Below are 16,603 nucleotides of genomic sequence, written 5' to 3' on the forward strand. Positions count from 1 at the left end.
GCAACGGCGCCGCGGTTATCGACACATTTCATGGGAGGACGACATGACGACATCCACGACCCGCCGCGCCCTGCTGCTTGCGGCGGTTCTGGCTGCCGGTGCTGGTTTCGCCACCGCAGCTGCCGCTCAGACCTCGATCAAGATCGGTTACGTGCTGTCGCGTACCGGTCCCAACACCGGTGGCGCCGCCGTTACGACGCTGCCAAACTACGAGATGTGGGCGAAGGAGGTGAACGATGCCGGCGGCATCAAGCTCGGCGAGAAGCGCGTGCCGATCGAGATCGTCGCCTACGACGACCGTTCCAGTGCCGAGGAGGCGGTACGCGGCATCGAGCGTCTGATCAACCAGGACAAGGTCGATTTCATCCTGCCGCCTTGGGGCACCGGCCTCAATCTCGCGGTTGGGCCGATTCTCGCCCGTGAAGGATATCCTCATCTTGCCGCGACCGCGGTTACCGACAAGGCGCCGGAATTGGCCAAGCGCTGGCCCAACAGCTTCTGGCTGCTCGGGACCAGCACGGGCGCGGCCGAAGCGCTGGTCGATTTGCTGGTCAAGCTGCGCGACGAGAAGAAGATCGGCGATACCGTCGCCATGGTTGCGATCGCCGACGGCTTCGGCATCGACCTGTCCACCGCCGCGCGGCCGGCGTTGACCAAGGCCAAGTTCAAGCTCGCCTATGACAAGAGCTATCCGATCGGCACCCAGGACCTCGCGCCTATCATCAACGACGTAAAGGCGCTCAATCCCGACGTGTTCGTCGCCTTCAGCTATCCGCCGGACACTCTGGCCCTCACCGAGCAGTCGCGGATCGCCGGCTTCAACCCGAAGATCTTCTACACCGGCGTCGGCACCGCGTTTCCGCTGTTCAACCAGAAATTCGGCAAGAACACCGAGGGCGTGATGGGCATCGGTGGCTGGAGCGGTGACAGCGCGGCGATCAAGGACTATCTCGCGCGGCACAAGGCCGCCCGCAACGGCGCGGAGCCGGATCGCTGGGCCAGTGCGGTGACCTATTCCAGCCTGCAGATCCTGCAGCAGGCGATCGAGCGCGTCGGCAAGGTCGATCGTGCCGCCGTGATCAAGGAACTGCAGACAGGCAGCTTCGACACGGTCATAGGCAAGGTGAAGTTCGAGAACAACCTGCCGACCCGCTACTGGTGGGTTGGTCAATGGCAGGGCGGCGACTTCTACGGCGTCGCGCCGGCCGGCAACGTGGGCGCTCGCGCCGCGATCGTTCCGAAGCCGGCCTGGGTTGCACCGTAGTCCTCGGACTCCTGATGACGAACGCCATTCTCACCGGGCTCATGCTGGGCGGCATGTATGCGCTGATCGCCATGGGGCTGACACTCCAGTACGGCGTGGCGCGGATCATGAATCTCTCCTATGGCGAGGTTCTGATCGCCGCCGCTTTCGGCGCCCAGGGCCTGTTCACCGGATGGGCGCTCAGCCCGTTCGCGGGACTGGCGTTCGTCATTCCTGTGGCCTTCCTGCTCAACCTTGCCATCTACCGTGTGCTGCTGAGCCCGCTGGTGCGCCGTGCACGTACTCGCGACGCGCTCGAGGTCGACAGCATACTCGCCACTTTTGGTCTCGCCTTCATTCTGCAGGGCATCATGCTGTCGATGTTCGGGGGAGCCTATTACAGCTATTCCTATCTCGCTTCGCCCGTCCACCTGTTCGGCGAAACGATCGCCGCCAACCGCCTCGCCGCTCTCGCCGTCTGCATTCTGCTCGGCGGTTCGCTCTATCTTGCGCTGACCCAAACCCGCGGCGGCACCGCAATCCGCGCCGTCGCCGTCGATCCCGCCGCGGCACAGCTCGTCGCGATAGACGTGGCGCGCACAGCCGCCTTCACCTTCGCACTCGGTGGTGCCCTGGTCGCGTCCGCGGGCGTGCTCATCTCTACCTTCCTCACCTTCAGCGCCACTTCCGGTGTGGTCTTCACCATGAAGGCGCTGATTGTCGTGGTGATGGGCGGGGTCGGCAACATGCTTGGGTGCCTGGTCGCAGGCCTCCTGCTCGGCGTTAGCGAGGCCCTCGTCGCTTCTCTCATCGATCCCGGACTCACGCTGGCAGTGAATTTCGCGCTGTTTCTCGTGGTGCTGCTGGTGAAGCCGGCCGGACTGTTCGGCCGGGCGAGCCGATGAACGCCCGTCTCGCCACCTTCGCGCTCCTGACGGCCGCCGGGCTGTCGTTGATGGCAATGGTGCCATATCTTGCCAATGCCTATTGGCTGGCGCTTGGCATCAGCCTTCTGCAATATACCGTGCTCGCCACCGCCTGGGGCCTGTTCTCCGGGCCGACGCGGTACGTCTCCCTGGCCACTACCGCCTTCTTCGGCGTCGGCGCCTATACCGTCGCCGTGCTCGGCGAAGCGCTGCCCTGGCCTGTCGTGCTCGCCGTCGCTGCCATGCTCGGCGCGGCGCTTGCCGTGCTGGTCGGACTCTCAACGCTGCGGCTCAGCGGCGTGTATTTCGTCATCTTCACCTTTGGTCTTGCCGAGCTGATCCGTCAGCTCGTGGTTTGGTTCGAGGTCAACAAGTCGCATGTGCTCGGCCGCTACGTCTTCGTGCCGGTCACGCAAGCGCTCATCTACTGGCAATTGCTCGCTCTCGCCGCCGCGGTCTTCGCCCTGGGCTGGCTGATCGCCCGCTCCCGGCTAGGCTTTGCCCTGCGCATTATCGGAGAGGACGAGACCGTCGCCACCCATTGCGGCATCAACACGACCATCGCAAAGGTGACACTGTTCGTCATCAGCGCCACCGTGATGACGCTCGTGGGCGCCGTGATGGCGCCGCGCTGGACCTATATCGAACCCTCGATCGCCTTCAACGCCATGATTTCCTTCCAGGTCCTGATCATGGCGTTGCTCGGCGGTGCCCACCGCCTCTGGGGCCCCGTGCTCGGCGCGGTGCCGCTGACGCTGTTGTTCGAGCTGCTGAGCGCAAACTTTCCGAACACCTTCACCATAATCCTCGGCTGCATCTTCCTGGTGATCGTCTATCTGTTGCCCCGCGGTGTCGTCGGTCTGATCGAACGCCGCCGGGAGACGTCAGTACCTGTGCAGAGGAGATTGCCGGCATGACCGCGCCCCTCCCTGTTCTGGCGGTCGAAGGCCTGACCCGGGCATTTGGCGGCCTTGTCGCCGTCAACAATCTTGCTTTGGAGATCGGCCGCGGCGAAATCCTGGGCCTGCTCGGGCCAAACGGCTCGGGCAAGACCACCGCGCTCAATTTGATGTCGGGCGCATTGAGGCCCGACGCCGGGACCATCCGGCTGATGGGCTGCGACATCGCCGGGCTGCCGCCCTACCGCATAGCGCGGCTCGGTCTCACCCGCACATTCCAGCTGGTGCGTGTACTGGACGGTATGGACTGCCGCGAGAACGTGATGGCCGGCCTGGTCTTCGGCCGACCGCACCTCGCGGCCGTAGATATCAATGCACGCACGGCAACGCTGTTGCAGCGGGTCGGTCTCGGCGGCCAGGAAGCGAGGCTTGCTTGCGAACTCACCTACATCGACCGCAAGCGGCTTGAACTCGCCCGAGCGCTGGCGCCCGCTCCCGATCTGCTGCTGCTGGATGAATGGCTGGCCGGACTCAATCCGTCGGAACTGGTCAGCGGCATCGACCTGATCCGCAGCCTGCGCGATGACGGCATCACCATCGTCCTGGTCGAGCATGTGATGCGCGCAGTCCGTGCCTTGTGCGACCGCTGCGTTGTGATGAGTGGTGGCCGCAAGATCGCCGAGGGCGTAACGGGGTCCGTGCTGGCCGACAAGGCCGTGGTCGAGGCCTATCTCGGGGGAATCGCTGCCGATGCTTGAGGTCGACTCGCTCAGCCTCGCTTATGGCCTGCATCGGGCGCTCGACAAGGTCGCGCTGACGGTCGGGAGCGGCGAGATCGTCTGCATCCTCGGCGCCAACGGCGCCGGCAAGAGTTCGCTGCTGAAAGCCATCGCGGGCCTGTTGCCGAGTTTGCCCGGTAAACGCGTCATGCTTGGTGACCGCGATCTCTCACGACTACCGGCGCATCGCATCGTCGAGTGCGGCCTCGCCCTGGTGCCGGAGGGCCGCGGCATCTTTGGCGAACTGACAGTCGCCGAGAACCTCCTGCTTGGCGCCAATCCGAAACGCGCTCGCGACGGCGAGGCGGCACGGCGCGAGGAGGTCCTGACGCTTTTTCCGCGGCTCCGCGAGCGCCTGCACCAGACGGTTCGCACCATGAGTGGCGGAGAGCAGCAGATGGTGGCGATCGGCCGGGCGCTGATGTCCAGGCCCGACGTTTTGCTGCTCGATGAGCCGTCGCTCGGCCTGTCGCCGGCCATGGTCCATGAGCTGTTCGCGACGCTGCAGCGGGTTCGCGAGGCGGGTCTCGGTCTGCTGCTGGTCGAGCAGAACGCGAGCGAGAGCCTGCGTATCGCCGATCGGGGCTATGTGCTCGAAAACGGAGTCATCATCGATCACGACACTGCCAACAACCTGAAACGCAAACCCGCGGTGCAGCGCGCCTATCTCGGCGGCTGATCGCCTGCCAGGACCGCAAGGAGGATCCATGCACCAGATTGCGCTGTTGCTCGACAGCAAGGATGTATCCGCCGCCAACGGCGCTACTTTCGACCGCCTCGACCCGATCACCGGAAATGTCGCAAGCCGCGCCGCCGCGGCCCAGGTCGCGGATGTTCGCCGCGCCGCCGATGCAGCGGCCGCCGCCTTTCCGGCCTGGTCGGCGACGGGGCCCTCGGCACGCCGCTCCATCCTGCTCAAGGCCGCCGACCTGTTGCAGGCCAAGGCGCCGCAGTTCGCCGAGCTGATGGCGGTGGAGACGGGTGCAACGGCCGGCTGGGCCGGCTTCAATGTGCATCTCGCCGCCGGCATGCTGCGCGAGGCCGCCGCCATGACCACGCAGATCAGCGGCGAGGTGATTCCCTCCGACAAGCCGGGCTGCATCGCCATGGCGGTGCGCCAGCCCGCCGGCGTGGTGCTGAGCATGGCACCGTGGAATGCGCCGGTGATCCTCGGCGTGCGCGCGCTGGCGATGCCGCTCGCCTGCGGCAACACGGTGGTGCTCAAGGCGTCGGAGATCTGTCCGGGCACCCATCGGCTGATTGCCGAATGCCTGCGCGATGCCGGCCTGCCACCAGGCGTGCTCAACGTCATCACCAATGCACCTGAGGATGCACCGGACCTGATCGAGACGCTGATCGCTCATCCGGCCGTCCGCCGCATCAACTTTACCGGCTCCACGCGCGTCGGCCGCATCATCGCGCAGGTAGCCGCCAAGTATCTCAAGCCGGTGCTGCTTGAACTCGGCGGCAAGGCGCCGCTGGTGGTGCTCGACGATGCAGATCTCGACGCCGCGGTGGCTGCCGCCGGCTTCGGCGCCTTCATGAACCAGGGCCAGATCTGCATGTCGACCGAGCGCATTGTCGTCGACGAGAGCATAGCGGACGCCTTCGTCCAGAAGCTGTCGGTCAAGGCCGGCTCGCTGATTGCCGGCGACCCGCGAAAGGCCAATACTCCACTTGGTTCGCTGATCGGGCTCGACGCCGTCAACCGAATCCAGGCCTTGATCAGCGATGCAGTCGCCAAGGGCGCCAAGGTGGTCGCCGGCGGCCGCAGCGAGGGCACCTTGATGCCGGCGACGGTGGTCGACCGGGTCAACTCGTCGATGCGCATCTATGACGAGGAATCCTTCGGCCCCGTGGTCGGCGTGGTGCGGGTCAACGGAATCGACGAGGCGGTACGCGTCGCCAACGACACCGAATACGGGCTGTCCGCGGCAGTATTCGGACGCGACATCGCCCGCGCCCTCGATGTGGCCAAACGCATCGAATCGGGCATTTGCCACGTCAACGGTCCGACCGTGCATGATGAGGCGCAGATGCCGTTCGGTGGCACCAAAGCCTCCGGGTACGGCCGCTTCGGCGGCAAGGCGGGGATTGCCGAATTCACCGAGCTGCGCTGGATTACCATCGACACCGGGCCGCAGCATTATCCGATTTGAGACGCGTCTGGCCCGCGACGAGTGCAGCGGAGAAGAAAGGATCTCTGGTGGCCGGGGCGGGCCGGCCATGACGAGCTTCCCGTTACGACGCCGGCAATGACCGCGGATCGCGCACCGGCCAGCGGCCGGCATCCGCGAGCGTAATGAAGCGCTCGACTGTTTCGTTGAACAACGCGGGCTCTTCGAGATTGAGCACGTGGCCCGACTTCGGGAACACGGTCAGGCCCGCCGCGGGCAGGTGCTGTTTCAGGAACAGACTAGGCCCGAGGCACGGGTCGTCCTCGTCGCCGCAGATGATCAGCGCCGGCGTCGGCACTTTCCCGATCGCGTCCGTCATGGTGTAGATCGAGGGCCGTCCGCCCTGGAAGCCGCGCATCGTGTTTGCCGAGCCCCTCGCGTCATGCCGCGCCAGCGCCGCATAGAAGTCGGCGTGTCCGCGCGGATCATTGACCAGGAACGGAATCCGGCTCGGCACCTCGCGCGTCGCCTTGGCCACTTCGACTGAGCCCAGCGTCTCGAATTGCTCGGCATTGGCGCGACACTGCTTGCGCCAGTTCTCCAGGTTTTCGAGCTCCGATCCGGAGCCGACGCCGGCCAGTGTCATCGACAGCGCACGCTGCGGGGCATTGAGGCCGATCTGTAGCGAGGAATAGGCGCCCATCGAAAGGCCGACGAAATGCGCCTTCTCGATTCGGAGATGATCGAGCACGGCAAGCGCGTCGGTGTAGAAATGCCTGTAGGTGTAGACGTCGGCGGACACTGGTACGTCTGACGGCGTATAGCCGCGCGCCGAGTAGGCGATGCAGCGATGCGAGCGCGAGAAGTAGCGCATCTGCGGCTCCCAATTGGTGTAGTCGGCCGCGAACTCGTGCAGGAAGATGATCGGCGTTCCGCTGCCTGCCTCTTCGAAATACAGACGAACCTCGTCGCTCGCGACGGCATGGGGCATTTCGTTTCTCCCGTTATTTTGTTTATCGTTCGAAGGATGCGATCAGTGCGACGTTGGCCTGCTCGATGCCGTTGAGCGGCACGTCCCAGGTGTAGGGACGATACCAGCTAAAGCGGCTGAAATATTGCGCGAGCATCGGGTCCTTGAAGTAACGGCCGCGCCGCGCATAGATCTCGTTGCGCGCGACACGGAGCTGGGCCGCCGACAGGCCGACCAGCATGTCGCGCGTCAGGCGGATTCGGTCGGAATCGGGGAAGATGAAATCGCGGCTGAAGTTTGATTGAGCCGGCGGTGGCGGCGGAAAATCGGACCGGACGGCAGGCGGCGTGGTGACGACGGGCAGCGTCTGCGGCACGGGCGTGATCGGCGAGGATACGGATCCTTTGGCAAGAAAGATCTCGCCGTCGAGTTCGTCGTAATAGGCCGGAGACTGGGTCTGGCCGATGCTGGCGGCGAGCGACTTCACCGCCGTGCGCGTCTGCTTGGCGACCTGGATCAGGGAGTTGTCGGGGTTCTCCAGCAGCGGCAGGAAGCTTCGCGTGAAGATCGAGTTCGGGTTGGCGTCGTTGTCGGACAAGCGGTCCAGCGCGACTTCGCCGACGCCGGCCGAATAGATCATGAAGACGCCGCCGGGCAGGCGGGCGCCGGCGAGGCCGCGCGCACCGCCGACCGAACGGCCGCCTGCCTGGCGAAAGGGATTTTCCCGGCAGGCGTCCAGCACGACGATCTGCGTGCGGGCACCGCGCGCCTTGAGCCGCTGGATCAGGTTGTCGGTGGAGATGGACACGTCCTTGAGCAGGCTCTGCTGCTCCGGCGCGACCTTCGGCGCATCGATCGGGATCAAATAGTTGGCGCCGTCGATCTCGACGCCGTGGCCGGAATAGAACAGGAAGGCAACGTCGCCGGGCTGGATCGAATTCTCGAAGATGCTGAATTTCTCGACGAAGTCGCGCCAGGCGAGATTCTCCCCGAGCGTGACCCTAAATCCGAGCTGCTGCAGGCTGCGGCCGACGGCGCGCGAGTCGTTCACCGCCTTCAGCAAAGGATTCACGTTGCGATAGGCGTCGTTGCCGACAACGAAGGCGAGATGGCTTTCGGCCCGGGCGGTGTCGGCCACGAGCCAGAGGACTGCGATGATGCCAAACAACCGCAGGGCTCGCATCGTCTCCCCCGCCAACCCCCAATGTTCGGCGCGACTATTCACGCGGCCACCCTTGCTTTGCAAGCGCAATAAGTTCCGGACGGTATTCGAAATGCGGGGTATCGTTATGGTACCATCGCCCGCCCCAGATGAAACCGTGGCGCTCGAAGATCTCGACAATCTCCTTCGGAATGCGGTTGCGCCAGATCACGGCGCCATCGGGCCGCTTCGACCACAGCCAGTAATCGCCGAACCTGGCGTTGATGTCGATGGCGGCGCCGAAGGCATGGACGGACAGTCGGTTGGTCTCGGCAATCGGCCTGCAGTTATAGGTGCCGGACGTCGGCACAAGATACGCGATCATCGCGGCAGGCAGCCGGTCCAGTTCACGCGACACCTTCTCCAGCTGATTGGCGACGCCGTTGACGGCGGTAATGCGGATGGTGCCGCCGCCATGGTCCTGCAGCCACGGCACCGCTCTCAGCTTGGACGTTACCTCTCCCTTGCGACAGTCGCCGTACATCTTCAGGAAGAAGGCCTCGTTGCGCAGGCGGCCGGGATCGCTGTCGAGGGCGGGCCCCTGAAACGGCGAGCTCGCCAGCGGATAGGGAATCGCGAACTGGTCGCGGATGCTTGCCCGGTCAAGCCGTTCGGCAAACGGCAGGGTTGACTGGCGAGTGCCGAGCGGCATTCGCGAGCCGTCCTTCCAGACGAGCTCGGTATCACTGTAGGACGCAAGACGATCGGGGTAGGCGGCCACCAGGGCATCAAGTCGGGGATCGGCACAGGCGGGGAAGGCCAGGCCGATCAGGATCGCGCCGATCAGCGGAATGCGTTTCATTGCAGAAAGCACGACTGTCCCTCGGTCCGCGTGGCGTCTGGCGAGACGGCTATCCTTCCACGGTCACGACGTCACCCGTGCCGATCGTGCCGCCAGCGACCACCTCGGCATAGATGCCGCATTCATTATGGCCGAAGCGGCGCATCAGTGTCTGAGGTATCTCAAGGTCGCGGATCGCGGTTTCGGGATCGACGTTGACGGCGGCGCAACGGGTGATGCGCTTGACCACCTTCAAGCGGGCCGGCCCGACCGCGAGCACCTCACCTACCAGTTGGGCCTCGTGCCAGGCCGGCCATCCCTCGAGGTAAAGGTTGGCGCGGAAGCGCAGAGGGTGGACCGCGGTGCCGGCCATGGCTTCGACCGCGCGAACGCTGGCGAGATTGACGATGGAGACGACCTTGCGCGCCACATCGGAAAAGCTGTGGTCGCGGCCGGACAGCACTCTCGGCGGGCCCTTCAGCTCGCTCGCAAAATTCTGCGCGAAGAAGGCCTCGATGGCGGCGCGGCCCTCGGCCGTTTCCAGGTCGCCGTGAGCTACCAGCTCGCCATCGCGGCGGATGGTCAATAGGTTCTTCTCGTCCTCGAAATGGCTGTTCAGACCGGCCAACCGCTCGTTGCGCATCAGCATGAGGAAGTTGGTCTTGGGCATCCAGGCCGGCGCGGCCGGATCGAAGCCGCTTGGCCCGTTTTCGATGGCGTAGCGGCGGTCAGCCGCAAGTGTGCGGCCGATGCTGAGCGGTGCTCGTTGCAGCGGTTCCGGGGACAGGCCTTTGACCGGGTAGCGGTAAATGCCTCTGATCTCTGCGGGCGGTGTGGCGGCCATCCCGCTGTTTAAGAGATTCTTTACGCAACCGCCAAGCTTACGAATTTGTGAAGAGGCCTCTTCCGCTGGCCGGGCCCGCTTCCCACATCTGCCGCAGGCCGACGGCAACGTCGGTCCAAACCACCGCTGCCGGTTGATAATCATCAATGTGGCCGGCGAAAACCCAATGAAGATGCCGCAGGAGTGCTTTCGGGGCTTGGGCGGCAGGCCGAGGGAAAACACATGAATATCGAGAAATACACCGAGCGCGCACGGGGCTTCATCCAGTCGGCGCAGTCGCTGGCGATGCGCGAGGGGCACCAGCAGTTTTCAACCCTGCATATGCTGAAAGTCCTTTTGGACGACAGCGAAGGCCTCGCCGGCGGGCTGATCGACCGTGCCGGCGGCAATTCCCGCGCCATCCTGAAATCGACCGAAGAGGCGCTGAACAAGCTGCCCAAGGTGTCCGGCAGCGGTGCCGGGCAGATCTATCTCGCCCCCGAGCTGGCGCGGGCCTTTGACGCGGCGGAAAAGGCCGGCGAGAAGGCCGGCGACAGCTTCGTCACGGTGGAACGGCTGCTGCTCGGCCTTGCGCTCGAGAAGGACAGCGAGGCCGGCAGCCTGTTGCGCAAGGGTGGCGTAACGCCCCAGAACATCAACTCTGCCATCGAGGCGCTGCGCAAGGGCCGCACCGCGGATTCGGCGACCGCCGAAAACGCCTATGATGCGCTCAAGAAATATGCCCGCGACCTGACCCAGGCGGCGCGCGACGGCAAGCTCGATCCCGTTATCGGGCGCGACGAGGAGATCCGGCGCACCATCCAGGTCCTGTCCCGCCGTACCAAGAACAATCCCGTGCTGATCGGCGAACCCGGCGTCGGCAAGACCGCGATCGTGGAAGGCCTGGCGCTGCGCATCGTCAATGGCGACGTGCCTGAGAGCCTGAAGGACAAGCGACTGCTCTCGCTCGATCTCGGCGCCCTGATCGCGGGTGCGAAGTATCGCGGCGAGTTCGAGGAGCGGCTCAAGGCCGTGCTCCAGGAGGTCACCTCGACCGAGGGCGCCTTCATCCTGTTCATCGACGAGATGCACACGCTGATCGGCGCCGGCAAGGCCGACGGCGCGATGGACGCCTCCAACCTCCTCAAGCCGGCGCTGGCGCGCGGCGAATTGCACTGCATTGGCGCGACCACGCTCGATGAGTACCAGAAACACGTCGAGAAGGACGCGGCGCTGGCGCGGCGCTTCCAGCCGATCTACGTCAGCGAGCCGTCGGTCGAGGATACGATCTCGATCCTGCGCGGCCTGAAGGACAAGTACGAGCAGCACCACGGTGTGCGGATCACGGATTCCGCGCTGGTCGCGTCCGCCACGCTGTCGAACCGCTACATCACCGATCGCTTCCTGCCCGACAAGGCCATCGACCTGATGGACGAGGCGGCTGCGCGGCTGAAGATGCAGGTCGATTCCAAGCCGGAAGAGCTCGATTCGCTTGATCGCGAAATCATCCGGCTGAAGATCGAGCAGGAGGCGCTGAAGAAGGAAAGCGATCCCGGCTCCAAGACCCGCCTGCAGGCGCTGGAAAAGGAGCTCGCCGAGCTCGAGGAAAAGTCGGCGGCGTTGACCGCGCGCTGGAGCGCGGAGAAGAACAAGCTCTCGAACGCCCAGAAGCTGAAGAGCGAGCTGGACACCTTGCGCGTCGAACTTGCCAACGCGCAGCGGCGCGGCGAATTCCAGCGCGCCGGCGAGCTTGCCTATGGCAGGATTCCGGAGCTGGAAAAGCGGCTGGCGGACATCGAGGCGAGGGAGAATGCCGGCGAGATGCTGGAGGAGGCGGTCACCGCCAACCACATCGCGCAGGTCGTCTCGCGCTGGACCGGCGTGCCGGTCGACAAGATGCTTGAAGGCGAGAAGGAAAAGCTCCTGAAGATGGAGGAGGCGATCGGCAAGCGCGTCGTCGGCCAGGCCGAGGCTGTGCATGCGGTGTCGACCGCGGTACGGCGTTCGCGCGCCGGCCTGCAGGACCCGAACCGGCCGATGGGCTCGTTCATGTTCCTGGGCCCCACCGGCGTCGGCAAGACCGAGCTGACCAAGGCGCTGGCGGAGTATCTGTTCAATGACGAGACCGCGATGGTCCGCCTCGACATGTCCGAGTACATGGAGAAGCACTCGGTTGCGCGGCTGATCGGTGCACCTCCGGGCTATGTCGGCTACGAGGAGGGCGGCTCGCTGACCGAAGCGGTTCGGCGCCGGCCCTACCAGGTGGTGCTGTTCGACGAGATCGAAAAGGCCCATCCGGACGTCTTCAACGTCCTGCTGCAGGTGCTCGATGACGGCCGCCTGACCGACGGCCAGGGCCGCACAGTCGACTTCCGCAACACGCTGATCATCATGACCTCGAACCTCGGTTCGGAGTTCCTGGTGAACCAGCCGGAGGGCGAGGACACTTCCGCCGTGCGCGAGCAGGTGATGGGAATGGTGCGGGCGCATTTCCGCCCCGAGTTCCTCAACCGCGTCGACGAGATCATCCTGTTCCATCGCCTGCAGAAGAGCGAGATGGGCCGGATCGTCGAAATCCAGTTCGCCCGCCTGCAGAAGCTGCTCGAGGAGCGCAAGATCACGCTCACGCTGGACGCCGCGGCGCGCGACTGGCTCGCCGCCAAGGGCTGGGATCCCGCTTACGGCGCCCGTCCGCTGAAACGCGTGATCCAGCGCAACCTGCAGGATCCATTGGCCGAGATGATCCTCGCCGGCGAGATCAAGGACGGCGACCATGTCGCAATCTCCGCGGAAGGCAATGTGCTGACCTTCAACGGTAAGGCGCCGCGGACGGCGGAAATAACCCCGTTCGAGGCGCCGGTCCCCAAGCGCAAGCTGAACTGATCGGCGGAACGCAAGATCTGACGACGTGCCCCGGACAGGCCTCGCTGTCCGGGGCACTTACCGCTGGGGTGGGATCATCCGGCGGGCGAGGCAGAACCTGGGGCAGGACCGGCGTCGTTGCCGTCGTCTTCGCCGTCCTCCAAGTCGGAAAGAATATCCACCAGCTCCCGCACCCGGCCGTGCGCCAGCGGCCGGCCGTCATTCATCATCGGCTCGTCGTTGGCGAGCCAAGCCTGGGCCTCCGCCAGTTCGTCGACGGTGGCGCCGGTTCCGATGATCTGGGCAATCGTCACGTCATCGGCCCCGCTGACGGCCCGGGTGACGTCTTCGCGCGTCAGTGGTCTCATAAGCTCCCTCTCTCCTGAATGATCGCCGCCCGTTCACCCCGGGCGGCGATCAAGAAGCTTATCGGCTTGTCGTCAGGCGAGGCGGATTCTGCGACATCAACCAGAGTTCGATCGCCGCCAGCACGGCAACCGCTATGCCGACGATGACGTGGACCGTCATCGCTGCGCTGTCTCCCTGGAAACCCAGAACCCATGGGGCGATCAGTGTCCACAGTCCAACGATCAGGTTTAGCCACTCTTCCCAGACCGCGAAGGCGGCGAGGGCTGCCACCGCCAGCACTGCGATCACGATGCCGGCCACATAGGCGTTTTGCGAAGCCGGTCCGGCGTCGAAACCGACGATCCAGGGCGAAAAGAACAGAAACGCACCGAGGATCAGGTTTGCGACGTCGCAGAACTTTGCGTTCGTCCAGTTGTCCATGACATCCTCCATCAAACCCTGCCCCCGTGCCCGATAGAACCGGAAGTCAGCCCCGGAGGTTCCTTTGATTGCCCGAAAACCGATTGAATCGGGGCCGCGCTGGGGCGTCGAGGGGTCCGAGGAGAGAGGAAAAACGGCGGAGGCGGCACTCTCCGGGCCGATTTCCCGGGACGTTACCGGTTGCTGACCTGTAGCGGCCCGCCGGTGGCGTCGGAGATTCGCGTCGCGGCGCCGCCGCGGCCGCTCATCATTCCGTCGAGCCGGTCGCGCTCCTTCTCGAAGCCCGCCAGCACCGTGCCTTCGAGCGAGCGGCCGCGCGGCAGCTTCACGCGCATCGGATCGACAAAGCGGCCGTTGACCAGGATTTCGTAGTGGAGATGCGGACCGGTCGACAGGCCGGTCGAGCCGACAAAGCCGATCACCTGGCCCTGCCGCACCTTCTTGCCGACCTCCATGCCTTTGGCGAAGGCGGACATGTGGCCATAGGCGGTCTCGTATCCGTTGGCGTGCTTGATGCGGATATACTTGCCGTAGCCGCCTTCGGGGCCGATTCTCTCGATCGCGCCATTGCCGGAGGCGAAGATCGGCGTGCCGTAGGAGCTCGCCCAGTCGACGCCGGTGTGCATCTTGACGTAGCCGAGGATCGGGTGGCGGCGGCCGCCGAAGCCGGAACGCATGATCGCGTTGGTGATGGGCTTGCGGACCAGGAACTTCTTCGCGCTCTTGCCGGTCTCGTCATAGTAGTCGACGACGCCGTCGTCCGGGCTCTGGAACCGGTAATACTTCTTCGTCTCGCCGCTGACGGTGAGCGAGGCGAACAGCACCTCGTGCCTGTCGGTGGCCGCAGTGCCCTCATCCTCGCCGGCGTAGAACACGTCGAACGAGTCGCCCGGCTGCGCCTTGCGCTGGAAGTCGACGTCGTAGGAATAGATGCGGATCATGTCCTCGATGACGGGCGACGGCACCTTGTTGCGCAGTGCGGTCTCGTAGATGCTCTGGTAAAGCCTGACGCCGCTGCCGTCATCCTCATCGTCGTCGTCGTCGTTGCTCTTGCTGTCGGTGGCATCGGCGATGGTGTTCATGCTCTGCACGTCGACCGCGACATACTTGCCGAGGTCGGACAGCGCGGCGACGGCTTCGATCATCGTCTCGTTGGCGACGATCACACGATAGGGCTGCAGGCGCGCACCGGGGCTCGAGGGCGCCATCAGGATGCGCAGTTTCTCGCCTTCCTTCAGTCCGCCATCGCGGCCGCGGATGCCGAGCGTGGCGGCGATCGCCTTGGCTTCTTCCTGCGTCGCGCCCTGCTCGCGCAGCACCGAGACGACCGTATCGCCTTTCCTGACGACGTGAACGCGCTCGCCGTTCGGCATGCCGCCGGTGATCTGTTCCTTGGTCTTCGGCAGAAGCGTGACGTTCTCGGGAACCACGCGGGTCTCGAAACCGGCGTAGGGATCCGGCGCGGTGCCCTCGGTGGCGTAGGCCAGTTTCAGGTCGGATTGCTGCGCGCCGCTGACGTCCGCCGCGGCATTGGCGAGCGCTGCGTAGCGCACTCCGCCACCATGGCCGCGCCAGTTCGCCGCGTCGCGCACCCGCATCAGGATATCGTCGAGGGCAACCACGGCGGCGATCCTGGCCTTGGGCAGGACCGTCGTCAGGTCCTTGGTCACGAAGGAAACCTCGGCATCCGGTTCGACTGCGTCGGGATTGTTGGGATCTTCGGCGGCGGGCTGCGGGGCGGTGCCGACATCGGTCAACAGGCGCTGGGCGTTGAAGGCCGGGATCTTGGAAGAAAGATAGCTGGTCGTCATCGACAGATTGCCGGAGATGCGGATGAAGGGCCGTACCCGCATGACATCGCGACTGCCCACGCGGGCCACCGTCGAGACGCGCACGATGCTGCGCGAGGCGGTGGACTCGCTGGGCGGCGGCAGGCGATCGGCCTTGTGCAGTGCGACAGAGCGGTCGTTGGCGCCAAATGCGCCGCGCAGCGCGCTCTCGACCCGCTCAGGCATCTTGGCGAATGTCATTTCGCCGTCGAGCGACGCAAAAACGGCGCCGCCGATCAGGGCAGCGCCGCACAAGCCAGTCAGAATCGTGCCGCTGAACCACTGGACCGAGACGCGACGGCGGTCGATGACGGCGGCTTCGGAACCATCCACCGAAAGCGGCGGCTCATGACCGAGATCGATGATCCCGGTCTCGCGCCCATACCCGCCCCCGCGTGACGTTCTTTGGTTCAACCGATCGTCCCCCGATCCAGCGACATCCGCGGAAGCCTTTGTTGAACCTCGTTGCGATCTCGCCCTCTGGAGGGGGAGTATCGAACTGGGCACGAGCACCATTGTCCGGAAGTCAAAGGCCTTCAGGCCGGCCGGTTACGAACAACTAGGCTGCTAAGGTCTCTCGATGTCTCTCGACGGCCCGGCAAGGCGGCGATCCCCACAGGAACTGCCCTTTCCAAGACCCAACAAAACCGCCGGCACCCCCACTGGCAGCCGACGATTCAACGCATATTTATACGCCAGAACGGCGCAGGATTGTGGCTCAAGTACGGCGCAAAGTCCCGAAAAATCGGTACTTATTCGCCTCGAAAGATTTCTGCGATCCGTGCGACGATTTGTTGACAACGCCCGTTGACAACGCCGATCGGGCGGGCTTATAAACCGACCACTGAGCGCGGCGCGGTTTTGGCCTTCGGCCAAGACACGTTTTCGTGCCCCGTGATGCTCCTCACTTTGATGAGTGAATGAACAGCCGATAGTCGTCGGTTGTCATTTGGCGTCGAATGAGTCGCCACGGAACTCCCTGAGGGGAGAGGGATCCCAGGATCCCGGGCTGTTTGACAAGTGAAGATGAAGAAAGAGAAACGTGGACGGCGGAGTCCTTGCGGGTCTCGATTCTGGAAAACCTCGGTTTTCCCGAACGGGACCGGACGAAAGACTTCGGCGGTACACGTTTTGAATAAGGTAACACCATGGCCTCTTCATTGAGGTCAGTTCGTCAGCGATGTGAATCGCGGGCGATTGATGGTGGGACCTCGTCAAACGTTGTGATCAGCCGGCTCAAAGTTTCAAGTCCAACTTGAGAGTTTGATCCTGGCTCAGAGCGAACGCTGGCGGCAGGCTTAACACATGCAAGTCGAGCGGGCGTAGCAATACGTCAGCGGCAGACGGGTGAGTAACGCGTGGGAACGTACCTTTTGGTTCGGAA

14 protein-coding genes and 1 rRNA gene are annotated in these 16,603 nt (G+C 64.6%); 8 read left to right on the plus strand and 7 right to left on the minus strand.

The annotated features are described in order from the left end of the window. Nucleotides 1–43 precede the first annotated feature (43 nt). From HY852_RS09375 to HY852_RS09400, 6 genes are read left to right on the plus strand one after another with little or no spacing between them, the layout of a single operon-like run. Nucleotides 44–1,264, plus strand: a complete 1,221-nt coding sequence (locus HY852_RS09375) for an amino acid ABC transporter substrate-binding protein (protein ID WP_291604264.1) — start codon at nt 44–46, stop codon at nt 1,262–1,264. Nucleotides 1,265–1,278: 14 nt separating this feature from the next. After that, nucleotides 1,279–2,148 (plus strand): branched-chain amino acid ABC transporter permease, encoded by an 870-nt coding sequence (locus HY852_RS09380; protein WP_291604265.1) that lies wholly within the window; start codon nt 1,279–1,281, stop codon nt 2,146–2,148. Further along, nucleotides 2,145–3,086, plus strand: a complete 942-nt coding sequence (locus HY852_RS09385) for a branched-chain amino acid ABC transporter permease (protein ID WP_291604267.1) — start codon at nt 2,145–2,147, stop codon at nt 3,084–3,086. The genes HY852_RS09380 and HY852_RS09385 overlap by 4 nt, the downstream gene beginning before the upstream one ends. After that, nucleotides 3,083–3,826: an ABC transporter ATP-binding protein gene (locus HY852_RS09390; RefSeq protein WP_291604269.1), complete on the plus strand. Its 744-nt coding sequence runs from the start codon at nt 3,083–3,085 to the stop codon at nt 3,824–3,826. Before HY852_RS09385 ends, HY852_RS09390 begins: the two co-directional genes overlap by 4 nt. Beyond that, on the plus strand, nt 3,819–4,526 hold the full coding sequence (locus HY852_RS09395) for an ABC transporter ATP-binding protein (protein ID WP_291604271.1): 708 nt from the start codon (nt 3,819–3,821) through the stop codon (nt 4,524–4,526). The genes HY852_RS09390 and HY852_RS09395 overlap by 8 nt, the downstream gene beginning before the upstream one ends. A gap of 28 nt (nt 4,527–4,554) precedes the next feature. Continuing rightward, the gene (locus tag HY852_RS09400) at nt 4,555–6,006 is read left to right on the plus strand and encodes an aldehyde dehydrogenase (RefSeq protein ID WP_291604273.1); all 1,452 of its coding nucleotides are present in this window, start codon (nt 4,555–4,557) and stop codon (nt 6,004–6,006) included. A gap of 82 nt (nt 6,007–6,088) precedes the next feature. Here the strand turns inward: HY852_RS09400 and HY852_RS09405 are convergent, their stop codons facing one another. Genes HY852_RS09405 through HY852_RS09420 form a run of 4 tightly spaced genes read right to left on the minus strand, consistent with a single transcriptional unit; the run spans nt 6,089 to nt 9,760 of the window. After that, complete coding sequence (locus HY852_RS09405) at nt 6,089–6,955, minus strand: alpha/beta hydrolase (protein WP_291604275.1); 867 nt, start codon at nt 6,953–6,955, stop codon at nt 6,089–6,091. A 22-nt stretch (nt 6,956–6,977) separates the two neighbouring features. Continuing rightward, the gene (locus tag HY852_RS09410; RefSeq protein WP_291604277.1) at nt 6,978–8,117 is read right to left on the minus strand and encodes a caspase family protein; all 1,140 of its coding nucleotides are present in this window, start codon (nt 8,115–8,117) and stop codon (nt 6,978–6,980) included. 34 nt (nt 8,118–8,151) lie between these two features. Next, nucleotides 8,152–8,937 (minus strand): M15 family metallopeptidase, encoded by a 786-nt coding sequence (locus HY852_RS09415; RefSeq protein ID WP_291604279.1) that lies wholly within the window; start codon nt 8,935–8,937, stop codon nt 8,152–8,154. Between the two features lie 49 nt (nt 8,938–8,986). Further along, a complete protein-coding gene (locus HY852_RS09420; RefSeq protein ID WP_291604292.1) occupies nt 8,987–9,760 on the minus strand; it encodes an MOSC domain-containing protein in 774 nt (257 codons plus the stop codon). A gap of 222 nt (nt 9,761–9,982) precedes the next feature. Here HY852_RS09420 and clpB point away from each other — a divergent pair, with 222 nt between their 5' ends. After that, the gene (gene clpB, locus HY852_RS09425) at nt 9,983–12,622 is read left to right on the plus strand and encodes an ATP-dependent chaperone ClpB (RefSeq protein ID WP_291604281.1); all 2,640 of its coding nucleotides are present in this window, start codon (nt 9,983–9,985) and stop codon (nt 12,620–12,622) included. A gap of 74 nt (nt 12,623–12,696) precedes the next feature. On the opposite strand, the gene HY852_RS09430 is transcribed toward clpB, so the two are convergent. The 3 genes from HY852_RS09430 to HY852_RS09440 all read right to left on the minus strand — a co-directional run bounded on the left by HY852_RS09430 (nt 12,697) and on the right by HY852_RS09440 (nt 15,633). Beyond that, a complete protein-coding gene (locus HY852_RS09430) occupies nt 12,697–12,969 on the minus strand; it encodes a hypothetical protein (RefSeq protein WP_291604283.1) in 273 nt (90 codons plus the stop codon). A gap of 58 nt (nt 12,970–13,027) precedes the next feature. Then, nucleotides 13,028–13,390: an SPW repeat protein gene (locus HY852_RS09435; RefSeq protein WP_291604285.1), complete on the minus strand. Its 363-nt coding sequence runs from the start codon at nt 13,388–13,390 to the stop codon at nt 13,028–13,030. A gap of 173 nt (nt 13,391–13,563) precedes the next feature. Further along, nucleotides 13,564–15,633: a M23 family metallopeptidase gene (locus tag HY852_RS09440; RefSeq protein ID WP_291604287.1), complete on the minus strand. Its 2,070-nt coding sequence runs from the start codon at nt 15,631–15,633 to the stop codon at nt 13,564–13,566. An 837-nt stretch (nt 15,634–16,470) separates the two neighbouring features. On the opposite strand from HY852_RS09440, the gene HY852_RS09445 reads away from it, so the two are divergent. Then, a 16S ribosomal RNA gene (locus HY852_RS09445) occupies nt 16,471–16,603 on the plus strand; the annotation flags it as partial.

Source organism: Bradyrhizobium sp. (genome assembly GCF_016213215.1).
GTDB lineage: Bacteria > Pseudomonadota > Alphaproteobacteria > Rhizobiales > Xanthobacteraceae > Bradyrhizobium.